The following is an 18454-nucleotide window of genomic DNA, read 5'->3' as shown; positions in this document are numbered from 1 at the left end:
GGCCCCGCCGGCGCGCGGCGAGGCCGCCACTTCGGCGGGGCGCAACTGCTCGGCCAGGGGGTGCAGCACGCCGTTGACGAACTTGTGGCCGTCGGTACCGCCGAAGGACTTGGCGAGTTCGATGCACTCGTTGAGCACCACGCGCCAGGGCACGTCCAGGCACTGGCGGAACTCGTAGGTGCCGATCCACAGCACGCCGTGTTCGATGGGCGAGATCTCGGCCAGCGGGCGGTCCAGGCGCGGGGTGATCAGGGCGTCGAGTTCGGCGGCCTGCTCGATGCAGCCGCGCACCAGGGCGTCGAAGTGCAGGCTGTCGCACTTGTGGAAGCCCGAGAGGTCGCGGGTGAAGGCGTCGATGTCATCGATCGGGTTGCGGCCCACCAGGTGCTGGTACAGCGCCTGCAAGGCGAATTCGCGCGCACGGGTGCGGGCCGATTTGTCGGCGGCCTTGCGTGGCTTGGCGGGGGTGTTGTCGGGGGCGGTGCTCATGGAATCAGCCAATGCGGTCCAGCACCAGCGCCATTTCGACGGCCACGCGCGCGGCGTCGCGGCCCTTGTCGATCTGGCGCGCCAGGGCCTGTTCTTCGTTTTCGGTGGTGAGGATGGCGTTGGCCACGGGGATCTGGTGGTCGAGCGCGACGCGGGTGACGCCGGCACCGGATTCGTTGGCGACGAGCTCGAAGTGGTAGGTCTCGCCGCGGATGATGCAACCCAGCGCGATCAGGGCGTCGTATTCGTCAAGCTCGGCCATGGCCTGCAGGGCCACGGGCACCTCCAGCGCGCCGGGCACCTTGACGTGGGCGATGTTCTTCTCCTGCACGCCGAGGGCGAGCAGCTCGGCCTGGCAGGCGCTGAACAGGGTGTCGGTGATGGCTTCGTTGAAGCGCGCCTGCACGATGCCGATGTGCAGGCGTTTGCCGTCGAGCAGGTCGGCCGTGCCTTTGTCTGCGCCAAACATGGGGGCGTCCGTTTCTGTGGGGTGTGGGGTCAGTTGGGGTGGCCGATGAAGCCGGTGATCTCGAGGCCGTAGCCCTGCATGCTGGGCATGCGGCGCGGCGTGCCCATGAGCTCCATGCGGGTCACGCCGCATTCGCGCAGGATCTGGGCGCCCACGCCGTAGGTGCGCAGGTCCATGCGGCCGCGCTCGGGCGCCTGGGCCGAGCGCGCGGTGCCGTCGAACTGGGCCAGCAACTGGTCGGCGCTTTCGCCGCAATTGAGCAGCACGGCCACGCCGCGGCCGGCCTTGGCCAGGTGGCGCAGGCTGGACTCCAGGCTCCAGCTGTGCATGGCGCGGCCGACCTCCAGCGCGTCGAGCACCGACAGGGGCTCGTGCACACGCACGGGCACGGCCTCGTCGGCCTGCCACTGGCCCATCACCAGCGCCATGTGCACGGCGCCGCTGGGCTGGTCGCGGAAGGCGTGGGCGGTGAAGTCGCCAAAGGCCGTCTTGAGCGGGCGGCTGCCGACCTTCTGCACCAGGCATTCGGTGCGGCTGCGGTACTCGATGAGGTCGGCGATGGTGCCGATCTTGATGCCGTGTTCGGCGGCGAATTGCTGAAGGTCGGGCAGACGGGCCATGGTGCCGTCGTCCTTCATCACCTCGCAGATGACGGCGGCGGGCGAGCAGCCGGCCATGGCGGCGAGGTCGCAGCCGGCCTCGGTGTGGCCAGCGCGCATGAGCACGCCGCCTTCGACGGCCTGCAGCGGGAAGATGTGGCCGGGCTGCACCAGGTCGCTGGCCTTGGCGTTCGGCGCCACGGCGGCCTGCACGGTGCGCGCGCGATCGGCGGCGGAGATGCCGGTGGTCACGCCCTCGGCGGCTTCGATGGAGGCGGTGAAGGCCGTGCCCATCTTGGTGCCGTTGCGCGGCACCATGGGCGGCAGGTTCAGGCGCTCGCAGCGCTCCTTGGTGAGCGTGAGGCAGATCAGGCCGCGGCCGAAGCGGGCCATGAAGTTGATGGCCTCAGGCGTGACATGGTCGGCCGCGAGCACGAGGTCGCCCTCGTTCTCGCGGTCTTCCTCGTCCACGAGGATGACCATGCGGCCGGCGCGGATGTCGGCGACGATGGCTTCGACGGGGGAGATGGCCACGGGGGCCAGGGTTTCCGGGGCGTTCATGGCGTGGCCTCCTTGGCCGGATGCTGGCCCGCGCCGAGCATGCGCTCGACGTAGCGGGCCACGGTGTCGATTTCGAGGTTCACGGTGCTGCCGGCGACCAGGTCGCCCAGGGTGGTGTGCTGCACCGTGTGGGGAATGAGGTTGAGGCTGAACTCGCAACCGTCGGGCCGGTCGGCGACACGATTGACGGTGAGGCTCACGCCGTTGATGGTGATGGAGCCCTTGTAGGCGAGGTACTTGCCGAGCTCTGGCGGGGCCAGCACGGCGAGTTCGTGGCTTTCGCCCACGGGGGTGAATCGCAGGACGGTGCCGGTGCCGTCGACGTGGCCGGAGACGATATGGCCGCCCAGGCGGTCGTGGGCGCGCAGGGCTTTTTCAAGGTTCAGGCGACCGCCGACGGCGTCCAGGCCCGCGGTGCGGGCCAGCGATTCGGCGGAGATGTCGATGGTGAAACGGTTCTGCGGCGCGTCAAGGGTGGTGACGGTCATGCAGGCGCCGTTGAGGGCGATGCTGTCACCCAGGCCGACGTCGGCCAGATACCCGGGCGGGGCCTGAATGGTGAGGCGCCGCCCGTGCTGCAAAGAACCGCCCAGCGCATGGGAGTCGGCGATGCGCCCCACGCCGGTGATGATGCCGGTGAACATCCGGCTATTTTCGCAGGGTTTGAACGGCCGGCCGTCGCGGGGGTGTCCGTCGCCTCCCGCCGAGCGGGGTCAGCCGCCGCGGAAGCAGGTGGCCAGCGTGGCGCCGCCGGAGGCATTGACCAGCGAGCGTGCGCCGGTGTGGGCCAGTTCCAGATCGCCACAACGGTCGTCGGCCATGCTGCCCGTTCGGACCGCGCGCAGGGTGAAGCCGTGCGCCTCAGTGGCAGTGCCCACGGCCGCACCGCCCTCGATGAGCGTGATGTCGTAGGCTCCGCCCCCTTCGCGAGGGCTGCGGCTCAGGCCGTCGGGCAGGCTGGCGCCGGTGTGTGTGTCCATGCTGCTGTAGCGGCGGCGCAGGAACTGGCTGGCCTCTTCGAGGGCACGCTGGGCGTCGGCGCGCCGGCCTTTGCGCACGTGCTCGGCATAGCTGGGGTAGGCGATGCTGGCGAGGATGGCGATGATCGCGCAGGTGATCATCAGCTCGATCAGGGTGAAGCCGCGGAGGCGGACGCGGGGGCGGAAAGCGGGCGCGGAGTTCATTGGACGGGGGCTGTTGACGGGGGGGAGGCCGTGGAGACGCCGGGCGGGGTGGCCAGCTGGTATTGCTGGCGGCTCCAGCCGTAGGAGCAACTCACGCGGCCAAAGACCGGACTGCCATTGACGCCCAGCATGGCGTACCGGGCGGCGAGGCATTTGGTGTTCTCGTAGTCGCTTTCGCCGTCCTGGGTCGCGAAGCGGCTTTGCCGCCGCTGCGCGGGGGTCATGCGGGCTGGCGGGACGAGGTGAGTCAGTGCTGCGTTGCGAGAGAAGCCGCCGTTGTCGAGCAGGAGCATGGCGACATCGGGCACGCCATCGTTGTCGATGTCGAAGGCCGGCTTGGCGACGCCATCCAGGGCGTTGAATTGATAGTCCCTGTTGGGCGGTGGGCCTTCGCTCTGGCAGTTCTCTTCCTTGTTCGAGCGGTTGATGATCAACGAGGTGGCTTTCACGCTCGAGCCGACGTTGACCAGCCGATCGATCACTCGCTCTCCGGGCCAGCGCATGCGGCTCGTGCTGTTGTCGATGTGGCCCAGCATGAGTTTCCAGCCGCGGTGGACACCCCAATCGATGCGGTTGCGGGTGAAGTCCAGGGCCGTCACATCGCCGATCTGCCGCTCGATGACGGTCTGCTCAAGCAACTGGTCGGGTTTCACCGTCTCGAAGCCGGGGGCCTCCTGGCCATCGGCGCGAGCGGTCGGGTCCCAGATGCCGAAGATGCCTTCGCGCTGCTGGACATCGGTTTCGTCGGACTCGTCCAGCATCATGCCGGTCGCCGCGACCACGATCATGCCGCCTTTGGGATGCGCCTGCCACGCTGGGGCGGCATAGATGGGGCGTTTGTCGGGGGCCTGGAACAGGGGCTTGTTGTAGGACACCTTCCAGTTCGCGGGATCGCCACGCAGATCGAAGCGCCACAGTTGGCCCATGGCGTCACCCGCGTACGCGGCGACGATGCGCTTTCGCGTATCGCGTACCAGGGCCACGCCGCCCAGGCCGCGGCCGGCCGGGTACAGGGCGGGCTGGGGAAGGGGAAGGGTGCGGATGACCGCGCCCGTCATGGCGTCGAGCACCAGCAGACCGTGTCCGCTGCCGTTGATACGGCCATTGTGGTGGCCGCTGCTGAGCACCGTTACCCAGCGACCCGAGTCGGTTTGTCCGCCGCGCGCCGGGGTGCTTACGTGGCCCAGGGCGAACTCGGTGGTATCGATCCTGTCGGGGCCGGTTTCCCACAGGAAGTCGTCCGCACCCGGCGTGCGCGAGTGGTCCGCGTGGATCGGTACCCGCAGACCGTAGATCAGGCGTTCGCCGCGGCCGCCCGTGCCAACCAGGAGTTGATGCCACGCGCCATCCGCATGGACCTCCTGTGTGCTGAGAGGGCCGTCCAGGACGTAGCGGAAGCCCGCATTGGGGTCGGCCTGGTCGAGCAGGCGGCTCAGGCTGCGCCGGGGCAGGAAGGCGGCGAGCTCCTGGCCGTTGCTCGCGTCCAGGGTGTGTACCTCGCCCGCGTTGGTGGGCACCACCAGGACGCCTTTGGCCGCTTTGAGCCTGTCTCGAAAGTCGGCGTAGCTGCCCTTTCCGTCCACGCCGCTGGTGGCGTCGTCGTAGCCCATGTGCTGGGCGTCGCCCAGAGATAAAGGGGCGCTGTTGACGATGGCGCCGAGGCGCGAGTCGCGCAGTCGGTAAGGTTCTCCGTTCTTGTCGGAGACCAGGGCCTTGCCGCGCAGGTAGTCCACGAAGCCGCTGTCCTCGGGCAGGCGGCTGGCCCGCGCGCCGGTGCGCAAGGCCGCCTGTATGTCGGACGGCAGGGCGTCGAGGCGGCCCTTGAATTCGATGCCGCTGCGGGTGCCCGTCAGACTGAAGACGCGTCGGTTGCTGTGCGGCGGCATTTGCTGGTTGGCCGACCAGAAGGTGTCGCTTGGGGGCGAGAGCGTCTGACCATTGGCATCCTGATCGAGCAGGATTGGCAGAGCCTTTTCGTTGATCTTCTTGGCGATGACGTCGCCGCTGTTGTTCGTGGTCTGGTAGTTGACGAAGTACTGCAAACGCCCCGCCAGTGCCTGAGTCGAGTCATCGCCTGAACTCAGTGCGGTGCCCGCGTCGTTGCCCGAGGCGTTGAGGATGTCGGCCAGGATGGCGTCGATGGCGGAACGGATGTCGTCGGCGCTTTCAACGCTGAACCCACGCCCGCCGCCGGTGTAGCCGGCTTGAATGAAATCGTCGATGCGTTGGGCTTCGGTGGCGCCGGTATGGAGGTTCAGTTCGCCTGTGGGCAGCTGGGGCCACAGCGGAGCGGTGAGCGGAAGCACCTGCATGAGGTAGTCGGTGCGGTACCGGTCGATCTGGGCGAACGTCAGTCCTGTCGTGCTGGTGTCCGATCCTCCCGAGGGCTTGATCATGTAGCCAATGGTGTAGGTCCTCATGTTCTGCCAGTACGTCGGCTGCCCGGGTCGCGTCGACACGTTGTTGGCGAGCGTGGGGCGAAGGTCCGTGTGCCAGTGGTACTGCGCCGACAGATCGGCCAATCCGCCTGTGGCGGTGCTGGGGTATGGCACATAGACCTGAGGTTCGCCAGAGAGGCCTGCTGGGTCGTAGGCAAAGTCTTCGTCCGAGACCGTTGTCGCCGATCCTCTCGGGAATCGGGGGCCCCGCTGGTTGTCGTGCTTCTCGCCGATGTGCCGGTTGGCGCTTTCGATGCCGCTGGTCCAGCCGCCATCGGAGAACATCACGTGGTAGGAGCGGCGGCAACTCATCTCGGGGTTGGTGGCGCTGGGCAAACCGCTCGGGTCGCGGGCCCAGGGGTTCTCCTTGGTGTCGGGGCCACTGGCCTTCAGATAGGCTGCAACGTTGTCAAAGGCGTTGTGCAAAGGGGTTTGGCCCACCGGCAGCGCTTGGTAGAGCCACGAATAGAACTGTTCGTTGTCTGGGGAGCCCTTTTTCCACTCGCGCACGCCGCGCGACACCAGGGGATGTCCCAGGTCCTTGCCCGGCACCAGCGGGTTGGGCCAGAGGGCCTTGTTGATGAGCTGGTAGCCCACCCGCAGGATGCCGTCCTTGAGCTTGTGGTTCTGGAACGCTTGCCCCAGGGCGGTCTGCGTGGCTCGCATGCGCGTGGCGTAGTAGCGGTACCAGTTGACGATGTTGTCCATCTCCTCGTTGGGCGTGCAGCTGCGGCCGCCCTTGAGCACGTCCTGGCAGTCGATCCGCTGGTGATCGATGGGCAGTTCGATCGGCGTCGACAGCCTGCGCTGAACGTTCACCACCTGGGGGCTCGGGCACCCGTCCAAGGGCTTGGCCTTGTCCCAATCCGGGCAGAGGGCGTAGGTGAAGGGGGGAGCGCTGCTGTCTTCCGAGGCGGAATGGGTCAGGTGCTCGGGAACCAGCTCCGATCCCTTGCCCCCCCACTCCGTGGTCCAGTCCTGAGGCACTTGTTCGTTCTTGCGGGGAAAGGCGTATTCGACGAGATGGCTGCCACCGCCCCAGTACAGCTCGTCATACGAGCGGAAGAACAGCGTGTATTGGTAGTTGGTGTTTTTCTGGTTGGATATGGAGCTGATGCCGTCGTTGGGGACGAGAGGCGCACCCATGGCGTCCACGCGAGGCTTGTAGGTGATGCGGGGGTTGTAGTACAGGGAGTTGACCCGTGCCGACCGCGCCGCCCGGCTCAGCTCAGCGGGTGCCTTGGAAACTTGGGCTTCGCTCTTCTTGATGGGGTAGGCGTCGTTGAATGGCGCCGTCATCGAGCCCGAGTTGTCGAGCGTGATCATCAGGTTGGGCTTGGCCCCCGTGCTGGTGACGAGCAGCGGACGTTGGGCGGGCTGCGCCATGACATGGGTCGCGAGGGCGCAGGCGATGGCGACCCCTGCGCAACGGCCGCGGTGAGCGGCGCACAGGAACCCGTGCGCGCGATCGTCGACCGTGATGACTTCATTCATAACCGCCTCCAGCGGACCGTATGGGGACTTCGGGTGAGATGACCGACTGCAGCCAGACCTCGGCTCCGCCGAGCAGCAGGCCGTCGTTGTTGACCGTGGCGCCCGTCGACAGGCCGCGTGCGGTGATGAGGTACCGGCTGCCCTGCAGGGCCTGGGCGATGCAGCGCGGTGCCGGGGCGGCCTGCAGGGCGGCGCTGGCGTTGGCGTCGGCCACCGGCGCCGTGATCAGAACGGGGCTGGAGTCGCTCCAGTTCGCGAGCTGGTTCCAGGCAGCGCTCGCATCGGTGGGGCTCTGGAGCGCGCTGGCCTGCACGCGATTTTTCGTTGCGGCGTCGAATCGATTGCCGCTCTCGACCGAGTCGATGACCACCGCTTCGCAGTGGCGCAGGCCACTCTGGGCCGACAGCCACGCGACCTGGTTGACGCGCGAGTTGTTGGTGATCTCCTCCACCGTGGCACTGCGCCGGGCCGCAAGCAGGCCGGCAAAGGACATCACCACCAGCAGCACCAGCACCACCGGCAGCACCAGGCCGCGATGGGCGGGCGCGGCAGTCCCGTGGATCGGTTCGATGACACCGTGCATGGGCTCGCTCCTCACGGCGCACCGTTCAAGTCGGCATAGGGGTTCATGACGACGCCGCCGGCGTCGACCTGATAGGGCTTGGGCAGGGCGGGGCGCACGTTGGGCAGCGGGACCATGGTCCGGTAGGTGCGGCGCAGCCGGCCATCGGTGGCTGTTTTTTCCTGGCCCTCGCAGTCGAAGTGGCGTGTCACTTCGTCCATGGTCAGACCGCCCCTAGGCACCGGCTGCGCCGAACGCATCACCAGGCACACCTCCACCGCAGCGACGCGCGTCCAGTCCTTGCCAGGGAGGTCGGCCGACGCCATGATCGCCGTCACCTGGTGGGGCGGCACCTCGCCCACGACAGGGGTGCGGGTGATCGCGTACCGCAGTTGCATGCGTTCGACGTTCGGCACCAGGGCGACCTCACCGCTGAAGCTGTTGAGGCCGTCGCCGCCCCGGCAGAACAAGGTGGGTACGTTGTCGTTGGTGGCGTCGGCGGCCAGGTAGAAGCGGTTGTCGGCGATGGAGGCGGCGCCGATGGTGGGGTCGATGCCGGCGTTCGCGCAATTGGCCGGCTTCTGAGGGCTGCCGACCATGAACGCATTGACGGCGGTGGCCTGGTAGCGCAAGGCGATGGCGTCGTTGCCGCTGCCGCCTTGGCAGGCCAGCGAGTCGAACCCATCGGAGGCCGTGGCCTGGGTGAATCCGCCATCGCACCCCAGCAGAGGGGATTCCTTGAAGATGCGTTTGCCGTTCCCGTCCACCTCGGAGTAGCCCACGAGGCGCAGGTGTGATCGCACGAGATCCAGCGCAAGTGCGCCTTCCTCGTTCATTTGCGACTCAAGGGCACCGAAGCGCGCACCGCTGGCTGTCTGCAAATAAGTCCAGCTCACCACGCCCGCGAGAAACAGGCCCAGCGCCAAGGCGACCATCAACTCCACCAGGGTGAAGCCGTGCTGGTGCCGCCGAACGGCTGAAAGCAGGGAACGTTTCATAGACCCACCCGGAAATGCATGCAACTGGCGCCTCGGCGGTCCGCGTCTTTCAGTCCCTGGGGACACTGCCGCCTCGCAGCCGAATCCAGGCTGTCGGCATCGTCGACGGGGGTATCGCGCCAGAGCAACCAGACATCGAGGTCGCGCGCCGTCGTCGCGACGCCGCGTCGAGCGACCGCTTGCGCCCGGCCGTTCGGCAGTGCATTGGCCACAGCCTGCAAGAACTCCCGTTGGTCCGCCTGAGCCATCGCCGACGCCGCGGCCAGGTCTGTGGCATCGGCATTCAACGCGGGCTCCTCGGGCGCGGAGTCACCCAAGGAGATGTCGTAGCCCCCCAGGTCGAAGCCGTAAACGTTCAGACGGGCGCGTTCGGCGTACTGTTGGGCCAGGGTCTGGCCCAGCAGCCGCATCTGCGCCGCTTTCTGGTGTCCCAGGGCCGAAGCGGCCAGGCGCGTCATGGCCAGCAGGCCGATGCAGGCGATGAGCAGCGCGATGAGGACTTCGATGAGCGTGCTGCCAGCGTTTCTGCGCGGCGACGCCAGACGTTCATTCGACATTGGCCACACGGGCGCGGCCCATGAAGTTGAGGACGACGAGGCGGGCGGGATGGGTGGTGCCCTCGGGCGTCAGGTTCAGCTTGACGCCTCCTCCGCTGAGCGTGCCGTTGTTGCGGAACCGCAGCCGGGCCTCGGACGGTGAGGGACTCGCTTCGATCAGGGAGGCGTTGCCTGCCTGCGCGCCGCGATGCGCGATCACGGGCTCACCCGCGTCGAACGCGCCGTCGGCGTCCAGGTCGGAGAAGACCATCCAGCCAACGGTCCAGTTGGCCTGGGGGGTGCAGGCGCCTGTCTTGTGGTCGAGTGCGCACATGACGACCGGCCGGGACGTGCGCACGGCCGTGCTGCGCGCCAGGCGTACGTCACCGACGAAGGTGTCGATTGCCGCGTCCTGCTGCCACTGGCGGGCCATGGCGGCGAACGATGGCACGCCGATCGCCAGCAGCACAGTGAGCACCGCGATGCTCACCAGCAGCTCGATGAGGGTGAGACCAAGCGCCGTCTGAATTCGACGGCGCCTGGCATTCGCAATGGATGGACTGGCGGGCAAGGTGCCATGTGAGCGGTTCATGGCCTGCGATGATTCGACCTCCGCCCTCAGGGACCCAGGCGTCTGTCGACGGGCTGTCTGGCCAAAGGGATGTAGAACTAAGTCCTACTCTATTGGCAGTAGTTCCGGCCTGAGCGGCCTCGCCCGAATGATCAGCGGTTCGTGAGAAACGCGTCGCGCCCATCGACCCTGGCGCGCAGCCGCAGGTCGTCGCCTACCGCCTGGCTGTCCAGCCAGCGCAGGGCGACGCCATCGGCGAGGCGCTCCAGCGGCCCAAAGGGCACCATGCCCGCGCCCTGCCCGAGCAGGCGGGGCGCCAGGTACACCAGGAGTTCGTCCACCCACCCCTCGCGCAGCAGCGAGGCGTTGAGCTTGGCCCCGGCCTCCACGTGCACCTCGTTCACCTCACGGCGCCCCAATTCATGCAGCGCTGCCCCAAGGTCGACCTTGCCCTTCGCGCCTGGCAGGGGGATGGTGCCGGCGCCGCGCTGTTGCAGCGCCGCGGCCCGGGCGTCGGCGGGATCGGCGTGGAAGAACCAGAGATGGCGCGACAAACCGCTCTCGGGCGGCTCGAACAGCCGCGCCGTGGGCGGGGTGTCGAGACGGCTGTCGATCACGGCCAGATGCGGTTGGCGGGTGAGGCCCGGCACACGCGCGTCCAGGCGGGGGTTGTCCTGCAGCACGGTGCCCGCCCCGGTCAGGACGGCGCAGGCCCGGGCGCGCCATTGGTGGCCGTCCGCACGAGCGGCCTCGCCCGTGATCCATTGGCTCTGGCCGTTGGGCAAGGCGGTGACGCCGTCGAGCGAGGCGGCGATCTTCATGCGCACCCAGGGCGTGCCGCGGATCATGCGGCTGAAAAATCCGATGTTGAGTTCTCGGCTGCGCAGGGCGGCGGGGTGGTCGGCGGGCAGCAGGTCGACCCGGATGCCCGCGGCGCGCAGGCGCTCCAGGCCCTGGCCCGCGACTCGGGGGTTGGGGTCGGTGGTGGCCACCACGACGCGCGCCACCCGCGCCGCGATCAGGGCGTCGCAGCAGGGCGGGGTGCGGCCATGGTGCGAGCAGGGCTCGAGCGTGACGTAGGCGGTGGCGCCGGCCGGGCTTTCGCCGCGCGCCTGGGCGTCGCGCAGGGCCATGACCTCGGCGTGCGGGCCACCGGCCTGCTGGGTGTGTCCCGCGCCGATGACCCGGCCGTCGGGCGCAACGAGCACGCAGCCCACGCGGGGGTTCGGGTTCGAGAGCGTGAGGGCCTGTTCGGCCCGTTCGAGCGCAGTGGTGAGGGGCTCGGTGTTCACCGCTCGGCCCTTGTGCGCCGATCCATCAGCGCTTCACCTCATCCACCAGCGCCCTGAACTCATCGATGTCTTCGAAGCTGCGGTACACGCTCGCAAACCGGATGTACGCCACCTTGTCCAGCTTCTTGAGCTCGCGCATCACCATCTCCCCGATGCGGTTGGCCGGGATCTCGCGCACGCCCAGGTTGAGCAGCTTCTCCTCGATGCGCTCGATCGCCGCGTCGACCTGTTCGGTGCTCACCGGACGCTTGCGAAGGGCGAGGGCAAACGACGCCCGCAGCTTGTCGGGCGCGAACTCGACGCGGCGACCGTCCTTCTTCACCACCATCGGGAAGCTGACGTCGGGCCGCTCGTAGGTGGTGAAGCGCTTCTCGCAATGGCCGCAGCGGCGGCGGCGGCGGATGAAGCCGGCGTCTTCCGAGACCCGCGTCTCGACGACCTGGGTCTCGAGATGGCCGCAGAAGGGACACCGCATCGCCGCCGCTCCTGCCTCAGCGGTAGACCGGGAAGCGCGCGGTCAGGGCGTTGACCTTCTCGCGCACAGCGGCGATGTTGGCCGGGTCGCGCGGGTTGTCCAGCACGTCGGCCACGAGGTTGGCGGTCAGGCGCGCTTCCTCATCCTTGAAGCCGCGCGTGGTCATGGCGGGGGTGCCGATGCGCACACCGCTGGTCACCATCGGCTTTTCGGGGTCGTTGGGAATGGCGTTCTTGTTGATCGTCATGTGCGCCTGGCCCAGCACCGCCTCGGCTTCCTTGCCTGTGATGCCCTTGGCGCGCAGGTCCACCAGCATCACGTGGCTTTCGGTGCGCCCGCTCACGATGCGCAGGCCGCGCTGGGTGAGCGTCTCGGCCACGATCTGGGCGTTCCTGGCCACCTGTTGCTGGTAGACCTTGAACTCTGGCGAGAGCGCTTCCTTGAAGGCCACGGCCTTGGCCGCGATCACGTGCATCAATGGGCCACCCTGCAGGCCGGGGAAGATGGCGCTGTTGATGGCTTTCTCGTGTTCGGCCTTCATCAGGATGAAGCCGCCGCGCGGGCCGCGCAAACTCTTGTGGGTGGTGGAGGTCACCACGTCGGCGTGCGGCACCGGGTTGGGGTACACGCCCGCGGCGATCAGGCCGGCGTAGTGCGCCATGTCGACCATGAAGATGGCGCCCACGTCCTTGGCCACTTTGGCGAAGCGCGCGAAGTCGATGCGCAGGCTGTAGGCCGAGGCGCCGGCGATGATGAGTTTGGGCTTCGTTTCGTGCGCCTTGCGTTCCATGGCGTCGTAGTCGAGCTCTTCCTGGGCGTTGAGGCCGTAAGAGACGACGTTGAACCACTTGCCGCTCATGTTGAGCGCCATGCCGTGGGTGAGGTGGCCGCCCTCGGCCAGGCTCATGCCCATGATGGTGTCGCCCGGCTTGAGGAAGGCGAGGAAGACGGCTTCGTTGGCGGAGGCGCCGCAGTGCGGCTGCACGTTGGCTGCGTCGGCACCGAAGAGCTGCTTGATGCGGTCGATGGCGAGCTGCTCGGCCACGTCGACGAATTCGCAGCCACCGTAGTAGCGCTTGCCGGGGTAGCCCTCGGCGTACTTGTTGGTGAGCTGGGTGCCCTGGGCGGCCATCACGGCCGGGCTGGCGTAGTTCTCGCTCGCGATGAGCTCGATGTGGTGTTCCTGGCGGGCGTTTTCGGCCTGGATGGCGGCAAACAGCTCGGGGTCGGTCTGTTCGATGAGGATGCGGCGGTCGTACATGGCAGTCCTGAATGACGAGGAACCTTGCGCGTGACAAGGGCTGCCCAGGCGAACGGCTGAACACCCGGCCTGGCGGCACGGGCGGTGCGCTTCCCAGTGGTTGTCCCGGCAGCCGCCCGGAAGGGGCGGTCGGGTGTCCACGTCAGCGGCCGATTCCTCGATCGGATGGCCGCCTATCGCCAGTCGCGCACCGCACTAGTTTAGCCGAGCGGGGGCCACCGAAGTCCCGCTGGGTGCGGTGCGCCGCAGACCGTCAGGACGGTATGGCCGTGACCGGCGGCGTCGCGGCGTTGGGCCGGACCTCCGCCTCGACCTCGCTGTCCGGTGCCGGCGCGTTGACGGGGATGGCGCGCACGGGCGGCGGCGTGTCGAAGTGCTTGAGCGGCTTGCCCTGGGCCACGCGCTGGATGCGCAGGTGCTCGGCCATCACGCGGTTGATGTACCAGCTGCCGTCGGTGGTGACGGCGCCCACGTACAGGCGCAGGCCGCCTTCCAGCGAGCCGGAGCGCTTGACCGCGTCCTCCAGCACACGCGCGCCCACGCGCAGGTTCGACAGCGGGTCGAAGGCCGCGAGTTCGCCGCCGAAGTCCTCGTACTTGTCCGTGTGCACGCGGGTGAGCACCTGCATCAGGCCCTGGGCGCCCACGGGGCTCTGCGCGAACGGGTTGAACCGCGATTCGATGGCCATCACGGCCAGCAGCAGGGTCGGGTCGAGGCGGGTGCGTTCGCCGATTTGGTAGGCCTCGGCCACCAGGGCGCCCACGGGTTCGGGCGCCACGCGGTACTTGCGGCTGAGCCACTGCGTCACCTTGGCCTGCTGATCGGTCAGGTCGCGCAGGTTGGCCACGGTCACGCGGTCGATTGCGGTGGGCTCCACCTCGACTTCACGCTCCACCAGTTGCTGCGCCTCCTGGCGCTGCAGCAGCCAGCTCAGCAGCCGCTCCTCTCCGCTGGCGCGCAGGTCGGCACGCATGCCGAAGACGAGCAGCACCACCGCCGCAACCGTGCCCAGCAGGGCCAGGCTGTTCTGCGTGGTGTGGATGAAGCCGCGATACACGTCGTTCGCGGCGTTGTTCAGGGACGATGCCAGGGCACTGGTCGTGCTCTTCTGCGGCGTCGGCGAGATGGTCCTCATGGATCGCTCCTTGCTGGTCGTCCCGCCGATCCTCGGTTCGGCGGGGACGCTCGTTGGGGTTGCTCTCGATGGCAGCGCGGAGCGCTTTAAGCCTTGAGTGAGCCCGGGTGGGCAGCGTCGGGTTTACCCTCGCGTGGGCAAAAGTGGGCGGATGGTAGGGAGACGTTAATAGCCAGTCAATGGTTTTGAACGCTGTTTGCAGAATAATTAGTAATATAAAACTGTGAGCAAGTGTGTCGGAATTGGGGTGTCCCCCAGCGAGTCCCAATGGCCGCGCGGCTTTGCGCGCGGTGCCAATGGATGTGCCGCTCGTCGGTTGGGGGCCACCTTTCATGGAGCAAAACGGGGTTTTGAGGGCTTGGAATGGGGTATTTGGCCCCGATTGAAAAGTTCCATGGTGGGGCGACGCCTGTGCCTTGATTCCACCGGTGGGGCGTCGTACGCTTCACCTCGCCAGACTTGAAGTCCGGCATCAGCCGACTCGGTGGCGATCCATCGACCGGCCTCCCTTGGGGGCAATCTCTTGCTCCCTGGCTGGCGGGACATCACCCTCCCACCACCCGCCCCGACGGCAAGTGCTTCATTGCCCGCCGTCAACCCCGGCAGGTTGTCCTGCCGGGGTTTCTTGTTTCTGGAGCCTGTCACGCCACGCGGCGCGGCTTGCGCGACACTGCGCGCATGGTCGACTCGGCAACGGACACCCCACTTTCCGCGCTCCCCAGGGCTTTGCGTTCCCGCCTCGCGCGGTGGTTGGCCTGGGCGCTGGGTGGCCTGGTGGTGCTCTGGGGCCTGGCTTGGTTGGGCATACCACCCTTGCTGAAGTGGCAATTGGAAAAGCAGGGCAGCGAGCGGCTGGGCCGTGCGGTGACGGTGGAGCAGGTGAGGCTGCGGCCCTGGTCGCTGGAATTGTGGGTCGACGGCCTGCGGGTCGCCGACGCTGGGGGCAGTGCCGCACTGTTGTCCGTGCGGCAGCTCTATATAGATGCGGAGTTGCAATCCCTCCTGCGCCTGGCGCCCGTGATTGATGCCCTGCGCATCGACACGCCGCGGTTCGCGCTGCGCCACCTTGGTGAGGGCCGCTGGGACTTCGATGACGTCCTGGCCCGCTTGGCGCCGCCCGAGGCCCCGGCCGAGCCGGACGAAGGCCCGGCGCGCTTCGCGGTCTTCAATATCGAGCTGGTGAACGGGCAGGCCAGCGTGGTGGACGAGCCCGTGGGCGTCACCCATCGGCTCGACGCCCTGCAACTGTCGGTGCCTTTCCTGAGCAGCCTCGGCTCGCGCCGGGAGGTCGTCACCGAGCCGCGGCTGGCCTTCACGCTCAACGGCAGCGCCTTTGACAGCCAGGCCGCCACCACGCCCTTCGCCGAGGATCGCCAGACCCGCGCGCGTGTGCAGATTCCCACGTTGGACTTGGCGCCTTACCTGCCGTATTGGCCGAAGGCCTGGCCGGTTCGGCTGGCTACGGGGGCCTTGCACCTCGACCTGACACTGGACTTCGAGCAGCACGCCGAGCCGACCCTCGTGGTGTCGGGCAGCGCGGGCGTGTCGAACCTGCGGCTCGACGAAACCGGTGGACCGCCCCTGCTGTTGTCGCCGCGCCTGGACCTTGCCCTGCAGCGCGTGGAGCCGCTGCGGCGGCGCCTGGCCCTGGGCGCGGTGCGCTGGCAGGGGCCCGAACTGGACCTGCGGCGCGACGCGCAAGGGCTGATCAATGTGCAGCGCCTGGCGGCGGGCTGGCAAGCCGCTCCCACCGGCCCGGCCGAGTCGGCGCCCCCGGCGCCGTCCAACCCCCAGGCGGCCTGGCAAGTGGCCGTGCAGGGCTTCGAGCTGAGCGGCGCCGTGGTGCGTTGGCGCGACGAGTCGGTCAAGCCGCGGGCCGAGCAGGACCTTCGCATCGACTCGCTCACGGTGGCGCCGATCGCCTGGCCGGTCACCGATCCCGCGCGCATCCAGATCGCTGCCGCGGTGGGCGAGGCCACGCTCAAGGCCGAGGGCGAGTTCGCGGGCGAGCGCGCCCAGCTGCGCGCGGCGCTGGACGCCTGGGGACTGCGGCTGGCCGCGCCCTACCTGGCGGCGCTGCTGGAGCCCGAACTCGATGGCAAGGCCCGCGCCGCGCTGGTGCTGGACTGGGCGCGCGGCGCCGCGGGCGAGGCGGACCGGCTCAGCCTGCGGGCGACCGAACTGGTGGTGGACCAGCCGCACCTGGGCCCGGCGAAACGTCCGCTCGCCCGGCTGGACAGCCTGCGCCTGGCCGACGTGAACGTGGACCTGGCGCAGCGGCGCGCCGAGCTGGGGCAGGTGGTTCTGGACAAGCCGCAGCTCGACGTGCACCGCGATGCCCGGGGCCAGTGGATGGTGCAGCGCTGGGTCAAGGCGCCGGCGGCCGATGCGGCGCCCGATCCCGCTGCGGCGCCCTGGACTTGGCGCGTCGCCGACCTGCGGGTGCAAGACGGGCGCGTGCGTTTTCTCGACGAAGCGGGTGCGCGCCCGGTTCGGCTCGAGCTTGACCGCTTTGACGGGCGCCTGCAGGACCTGCAGGCGCCGGACGCGCGCGCTCCCGAGATGCCGCTGAGTCTGAAGCTGCGCGTGGCCGACGGCGAAACCCCGGTCACCGGCACCGTGTCCGCCGACGGGCGCCTGCGCCTCCCGGCCGCGGGGAGCGCCGGCCCGGACCTGCGCTGGCGCAGCCGCGTGAGGGTGGAGCGCTTCCCCGTGCACGCGCTGGAGCCCTACCTGGCCGATCGCCTCAACCTGGAGCTGCTGCGCGCCGACACCAGCGTGCGCGGCGACATCGACCTGAGCCTGCCCGCCGGCGGCCCGCGCGTGGAGGCGGCGGTGGACCTGGCGGTGGAGGACTTCCGCGCGAACACGCTGGCGCCCGGCGAGGAATTGCTGCAGTGGGAATCCCTGCAGGTGCGTGGCCTGCGGGTGCGCAGCGCGCCGAACCAGGCGCTGTCGGTGAACGTGGCCGAAACGGTGCTGAGTGATTACTACGCGCGCATCGCCATCGACGAGAACGGCCGCTTCAACCTGCAGGACCTGATCAAGCCCGCACCGGGCGAAGCGGCCGAGGCCAGCGCCGCGCCAGCCGCCCCCACCACCACCGCGCCCGGTACTGCGCCCGCTACCACCGCCGCCGCCGTCACGCCGCCATCCGGCCCCGCGCCCGATATCCGTGTCGGCCCGATCAGCCTGGTCAACGGCCGCGTGCTGTTCTCCGACCGCTTCGTGCGACCCAACTACAGCGCCAACCTCAGCGAGGTCACGGGGTCGCTCAGCGCCTTCTCCAGTGCGCCGGCCGCGCCCGGCCAGGCGCCCGAGATGGCCACGCTCTCGCTCAAGGGCCGCGCCGAAGGCACCGCCACACTGGACGTCAACGGCCAGCTCAACCCGCTGGCCAAGCCGCTGGCGCTGGACATCAAGGGCGTGGTGCGCGACCTGGAGCTGCCACCGCTGTCGCCCTACAGCGTGAAGTACGCGGGCTACGGCATCGAACGCGGCAAGCTCAGCGTGGACGTGGCGTACCGCGTGGAGCCCAATGGCCAGCTCACCGCCAGCAACCAGATCATCCTCAACCAGCTCGCTTTCGGCGAGCGCGTGCCCGACAGCCCGGCCAACCTGCCGGTCAAGCTCGCCGTGGCCCTGCTGGCCGACCGCTCAGGCGTGATCGACATCAACCTGCCCATCAGCGGCTCGCTCAACGACCCGCAGTTCCGCCTCGGCCCGGTGATCGTGCGCGTCATCGTCAACCTCATCGGCAAGGCCATCACCGCGCCGTTCTCGCTCATCGCCAGCGCCTTCTCCGGTGGCGGCGCCGACGCCAGCCAGGTGGACTTCGCGCCCGGTCGCGTCGAACTGGCCGATGCGCAGCGGGCGAAGCTGGAATCGCTGGTCAAGGCGCTGGAGAACCGGCCCGCGCTGCGCGTGACGATCGTGGGCCACAGCGATCTGGAGGCCGAGCGCGCCGGTTGGCAGCGCGCGCGCCTGGACGCCTTGCTGCAGGCCGAAAAGCGCCGCCGCCTGGCGCGCGCCAGTGGCGAAGTGCCCGCCCAGGTGAGCGTGAGCGCGCAGGAGCGGCCCGAACTGCTGCGCGAGGTCTACCGCCGCGCCGACATCCCCAAGCCGCGCAACGTCGTCGGTCTGGTCAAGGACATCCCGCTGGAAGAAATGGAATCGCTGCTGCTGGCCGCCCAGGCGCCCACGGCCGACACCATGCGCGAGCTGGCCGTGGCGCGCGCCATGGCGGTGAAGGATTTCCTGGCGAGCCATCGCCTGCCCGAGGACCGACTGTTTCTGGGCTCGCCCAAGACCGCGGCCAGTGGCGGGCGATGGCAACCGCAGGCGGAACTGCAGCTCGCGCCGCGATAGGGCGCCCGACCACCCCGGCACA

General features: G+C 68.8%; 15 protein-coding genes and 1 riboswitch. Of the genes, 1 reads left to right on the top strand and 14 read right to left on the bottom strand.

Annotated features, from left to right (window positions below; all coding sequences use genetic code 11):
- The 14 genes from nusB to VLG41_RS20615 form a co-directional block, all read right to left on the bottom strand.
- Window positions 1-489: transcription antitermination factor NusB (gene nusB / locus VLG41_RS20680; protein WP_325351274.1), on the bottom strand; the 489-nt coding region annotated here is incomplete at its 3' end.
- A gap of 4 nt (window positions 490-493) precedes the next feature.
- On the bottom strand, window positions 494-958 hold the full coding sequence (ribH, locus tag VLG41_RS20675) for a 6,7-dimethyl-8-ribityllumazine synthase (protein ID WP_325351273.1): 465 nt from the start codon (window positions 956-958) through the stop codon (window positions 494-496).
- Between the two features lie 29 nt (window positions 959-987).
- The gene (ribBA, locus tag VLG41_RS20670; RefSeq protein ID WP_325351272.1) at window positions 988-2118 is read right to left on the bottom strand and encodes a bifunctional 3,4-dihydroxy-2-butanone-4-phosphate synthase/GTP cyclohydrolase II; all 1131 of its coding nucleotides are present in this window, start codon (window positions 2116-2118) and stop codon (window positions 988-990) included.
- Window positions 2115-2762 carry a riboflavin synthase gene (locus tag VLG41_RS20665; RefSeq protein ID WP_325351271.1) on the bottom strand — a complete coding sequence of 216 codons (648 nt, stop codon included), beginning with the start codon at window positions 2760-2762 and terminating at the stop codon, window positions 2115-2117. The genes ribBA and VLG41_RS20665 overlap by 4 nt, the downstream gene beginning before the upstream one ends.
- A 69-nt stretch (window positions 2763-2831) precedes the next feature.
- Complete coding sequence (locus VLG41_RS20660; RefSeq protein WP_325351270.1) at window positions 2832-3302, bottom strand: type IV pilin protein; 471 nt, start codon at window positions 3300-3302, stop codon at window positions 2832-2834.
- On the bottom strand, window positions 3299-7234 hold the full coding sequence (locus tag VLG41_RS20655; protein ID WP_325351269.1) for a pilus assembly protein: 3936 nt from the start codon (window positions 7232-7234) through the stop codon (window positions 3299-3301). Before VLG41_RS20655 ends, VLG41_RS20660 begins: the two co-directional genes overlap by 4 nt.
- A complete protein-coding gene (locus tag VLG41_RS20650; RefSeq protein WP_325351268.1) occupies window positions 7227-7817 on the bottom strand; it encodes a hypothetical protein in 591 nt (196 codons plus the stop codon). The genes VLG41_RS20655 and VLG41_RS20650 overlap by 8 nt, the downstream gene beginning before the upstream one ends.
- Before the next feature lie 11 nt (window positions 7818-7828).
- Complete coding sequence (locus VLG41_RS20645) at window positions 7829-8794, bottom strand: PilW family protein (RefSeq protein WP_325351267.1); 966 nt, start codon at window positions 8792-8794, stop codon at window positions 7829-7831.
- A complete protein-coding gene (pilV, locus tag VLG41_RS20640) occupies window positions 8791-9351 on the bottom strand; it encodes a type IV pilus modification protein PilV (protein ID WP_325351266.1) in 561 nt (186 codons plus the stop codon). Before pilV ends, VLG41_RS20645 begins: the two co-directional genes overlap by 4 nt.
- On the bottom strand, window positions 9341-9922 hold the full coding sequence (locus VLG41_RS20635; RefSeq protein WP_325351265.1) for a GspH/FimT family pseudopilin: 582 nt from the start codon (window positions 9920-9922) through the stop codon (window positions 9341-9343). Before VLG41_RS20635 ends, pilV begins: the two co-directional genes overlap by 11 nt.
- A 131-nt stretch (window positions 9923-10053) precedes the next feature.
- Window positions 10054-11193 (bottom strand): bifunctional diaminohydroxyphosphoribosylaminopyrimidine deaminase/5-amino-6-(5-phosphoribosylamino)uracil reductase RibD, encoded by a 1140-nt coding sequence (gene ribD / locus VLG41_RS20630; RefSeq protein ID WP_325351264.1) that lies wholly within the window; start codon window positions 11191-11193, stop codon window positions 10054-10056.
- A gap of 25 nt (window positions 11194-11218) precedes the next feature.
- The gene (gene nrdR, locus VLG41_RS20625) at window positions 11219-11668 is read right to left on the bottom strand and encodes a transcriptional regulator NrdR (RefSeq protein ID WP_009520105.1); all 450 of its coding nucleotides are present in this window, start codon (window positions 11666-11668) and stop codon (window positions 11219-11221) included.
- A 16-nt stretch (window positions 11669-11684) separates the two neighbouring features.
- A complete protein-coding gene (gene glyA, locus VLG41_RS20620; protein ID WP_325351263.1) occupies window positions 11685-12929 on the bottom strand; it encodes a serine hydroxymethyltransferase in 1245 nt (414 codons plus the stop codon).
- A gap of 35 nt (window positions 12930-12964) precedes the next feature.
- A riboswitch (ZMP/ZTP riboswitch) is annotated at window positions 12965-13126 on the bottom strand.
- A 56-nt stretch (window positions 13127-13182) separates the two neighbouring features.
- The gene (locus VLG41_RS20615; protein WP_325351262.1) at window positions 13183-14064 is read right to left on the bottom strand and encodes a lytic transglycosylase domain-containing protein; all 882 of its coding nucleotides are present in this window, start codon (window positions 14062-14064) and stop codon (window positions 13183-13185) included.
- A 726-nt stretch (window positions 14065-14790) separates the two neighbouring features.
- Here VLG41_RS20615 and VLG41_RS20610 point away from each other — a divergent pair.
- Window positions 14791-18432, top strand: coding sequence for a DUF748 domain-containing protein (locus tag VLG41_RS20610; RefSeq protein WP_325351261.1), 3642 nt, complete (start codon window positions 14791-14793; stop codon window positions 18430-18432).
- Window positions 18433-18454: the final 22 nt, after the last annotated feature.

Origin of the sequence: Hydrogenophaga sp. (genome assembly GCF_035481345.1) — a bacterium.
In the GTDB taxonomy this organism is placed as follows: domain Bacteria; phylum Pseudomonadota; class Gammaproteobacteria; order Burkholderiales; family Burkholderiaceae_C; genus Hydrogenophaga.
This window is presented reverse-complemented; position numbering and strand designations above follow the sequence as displayed.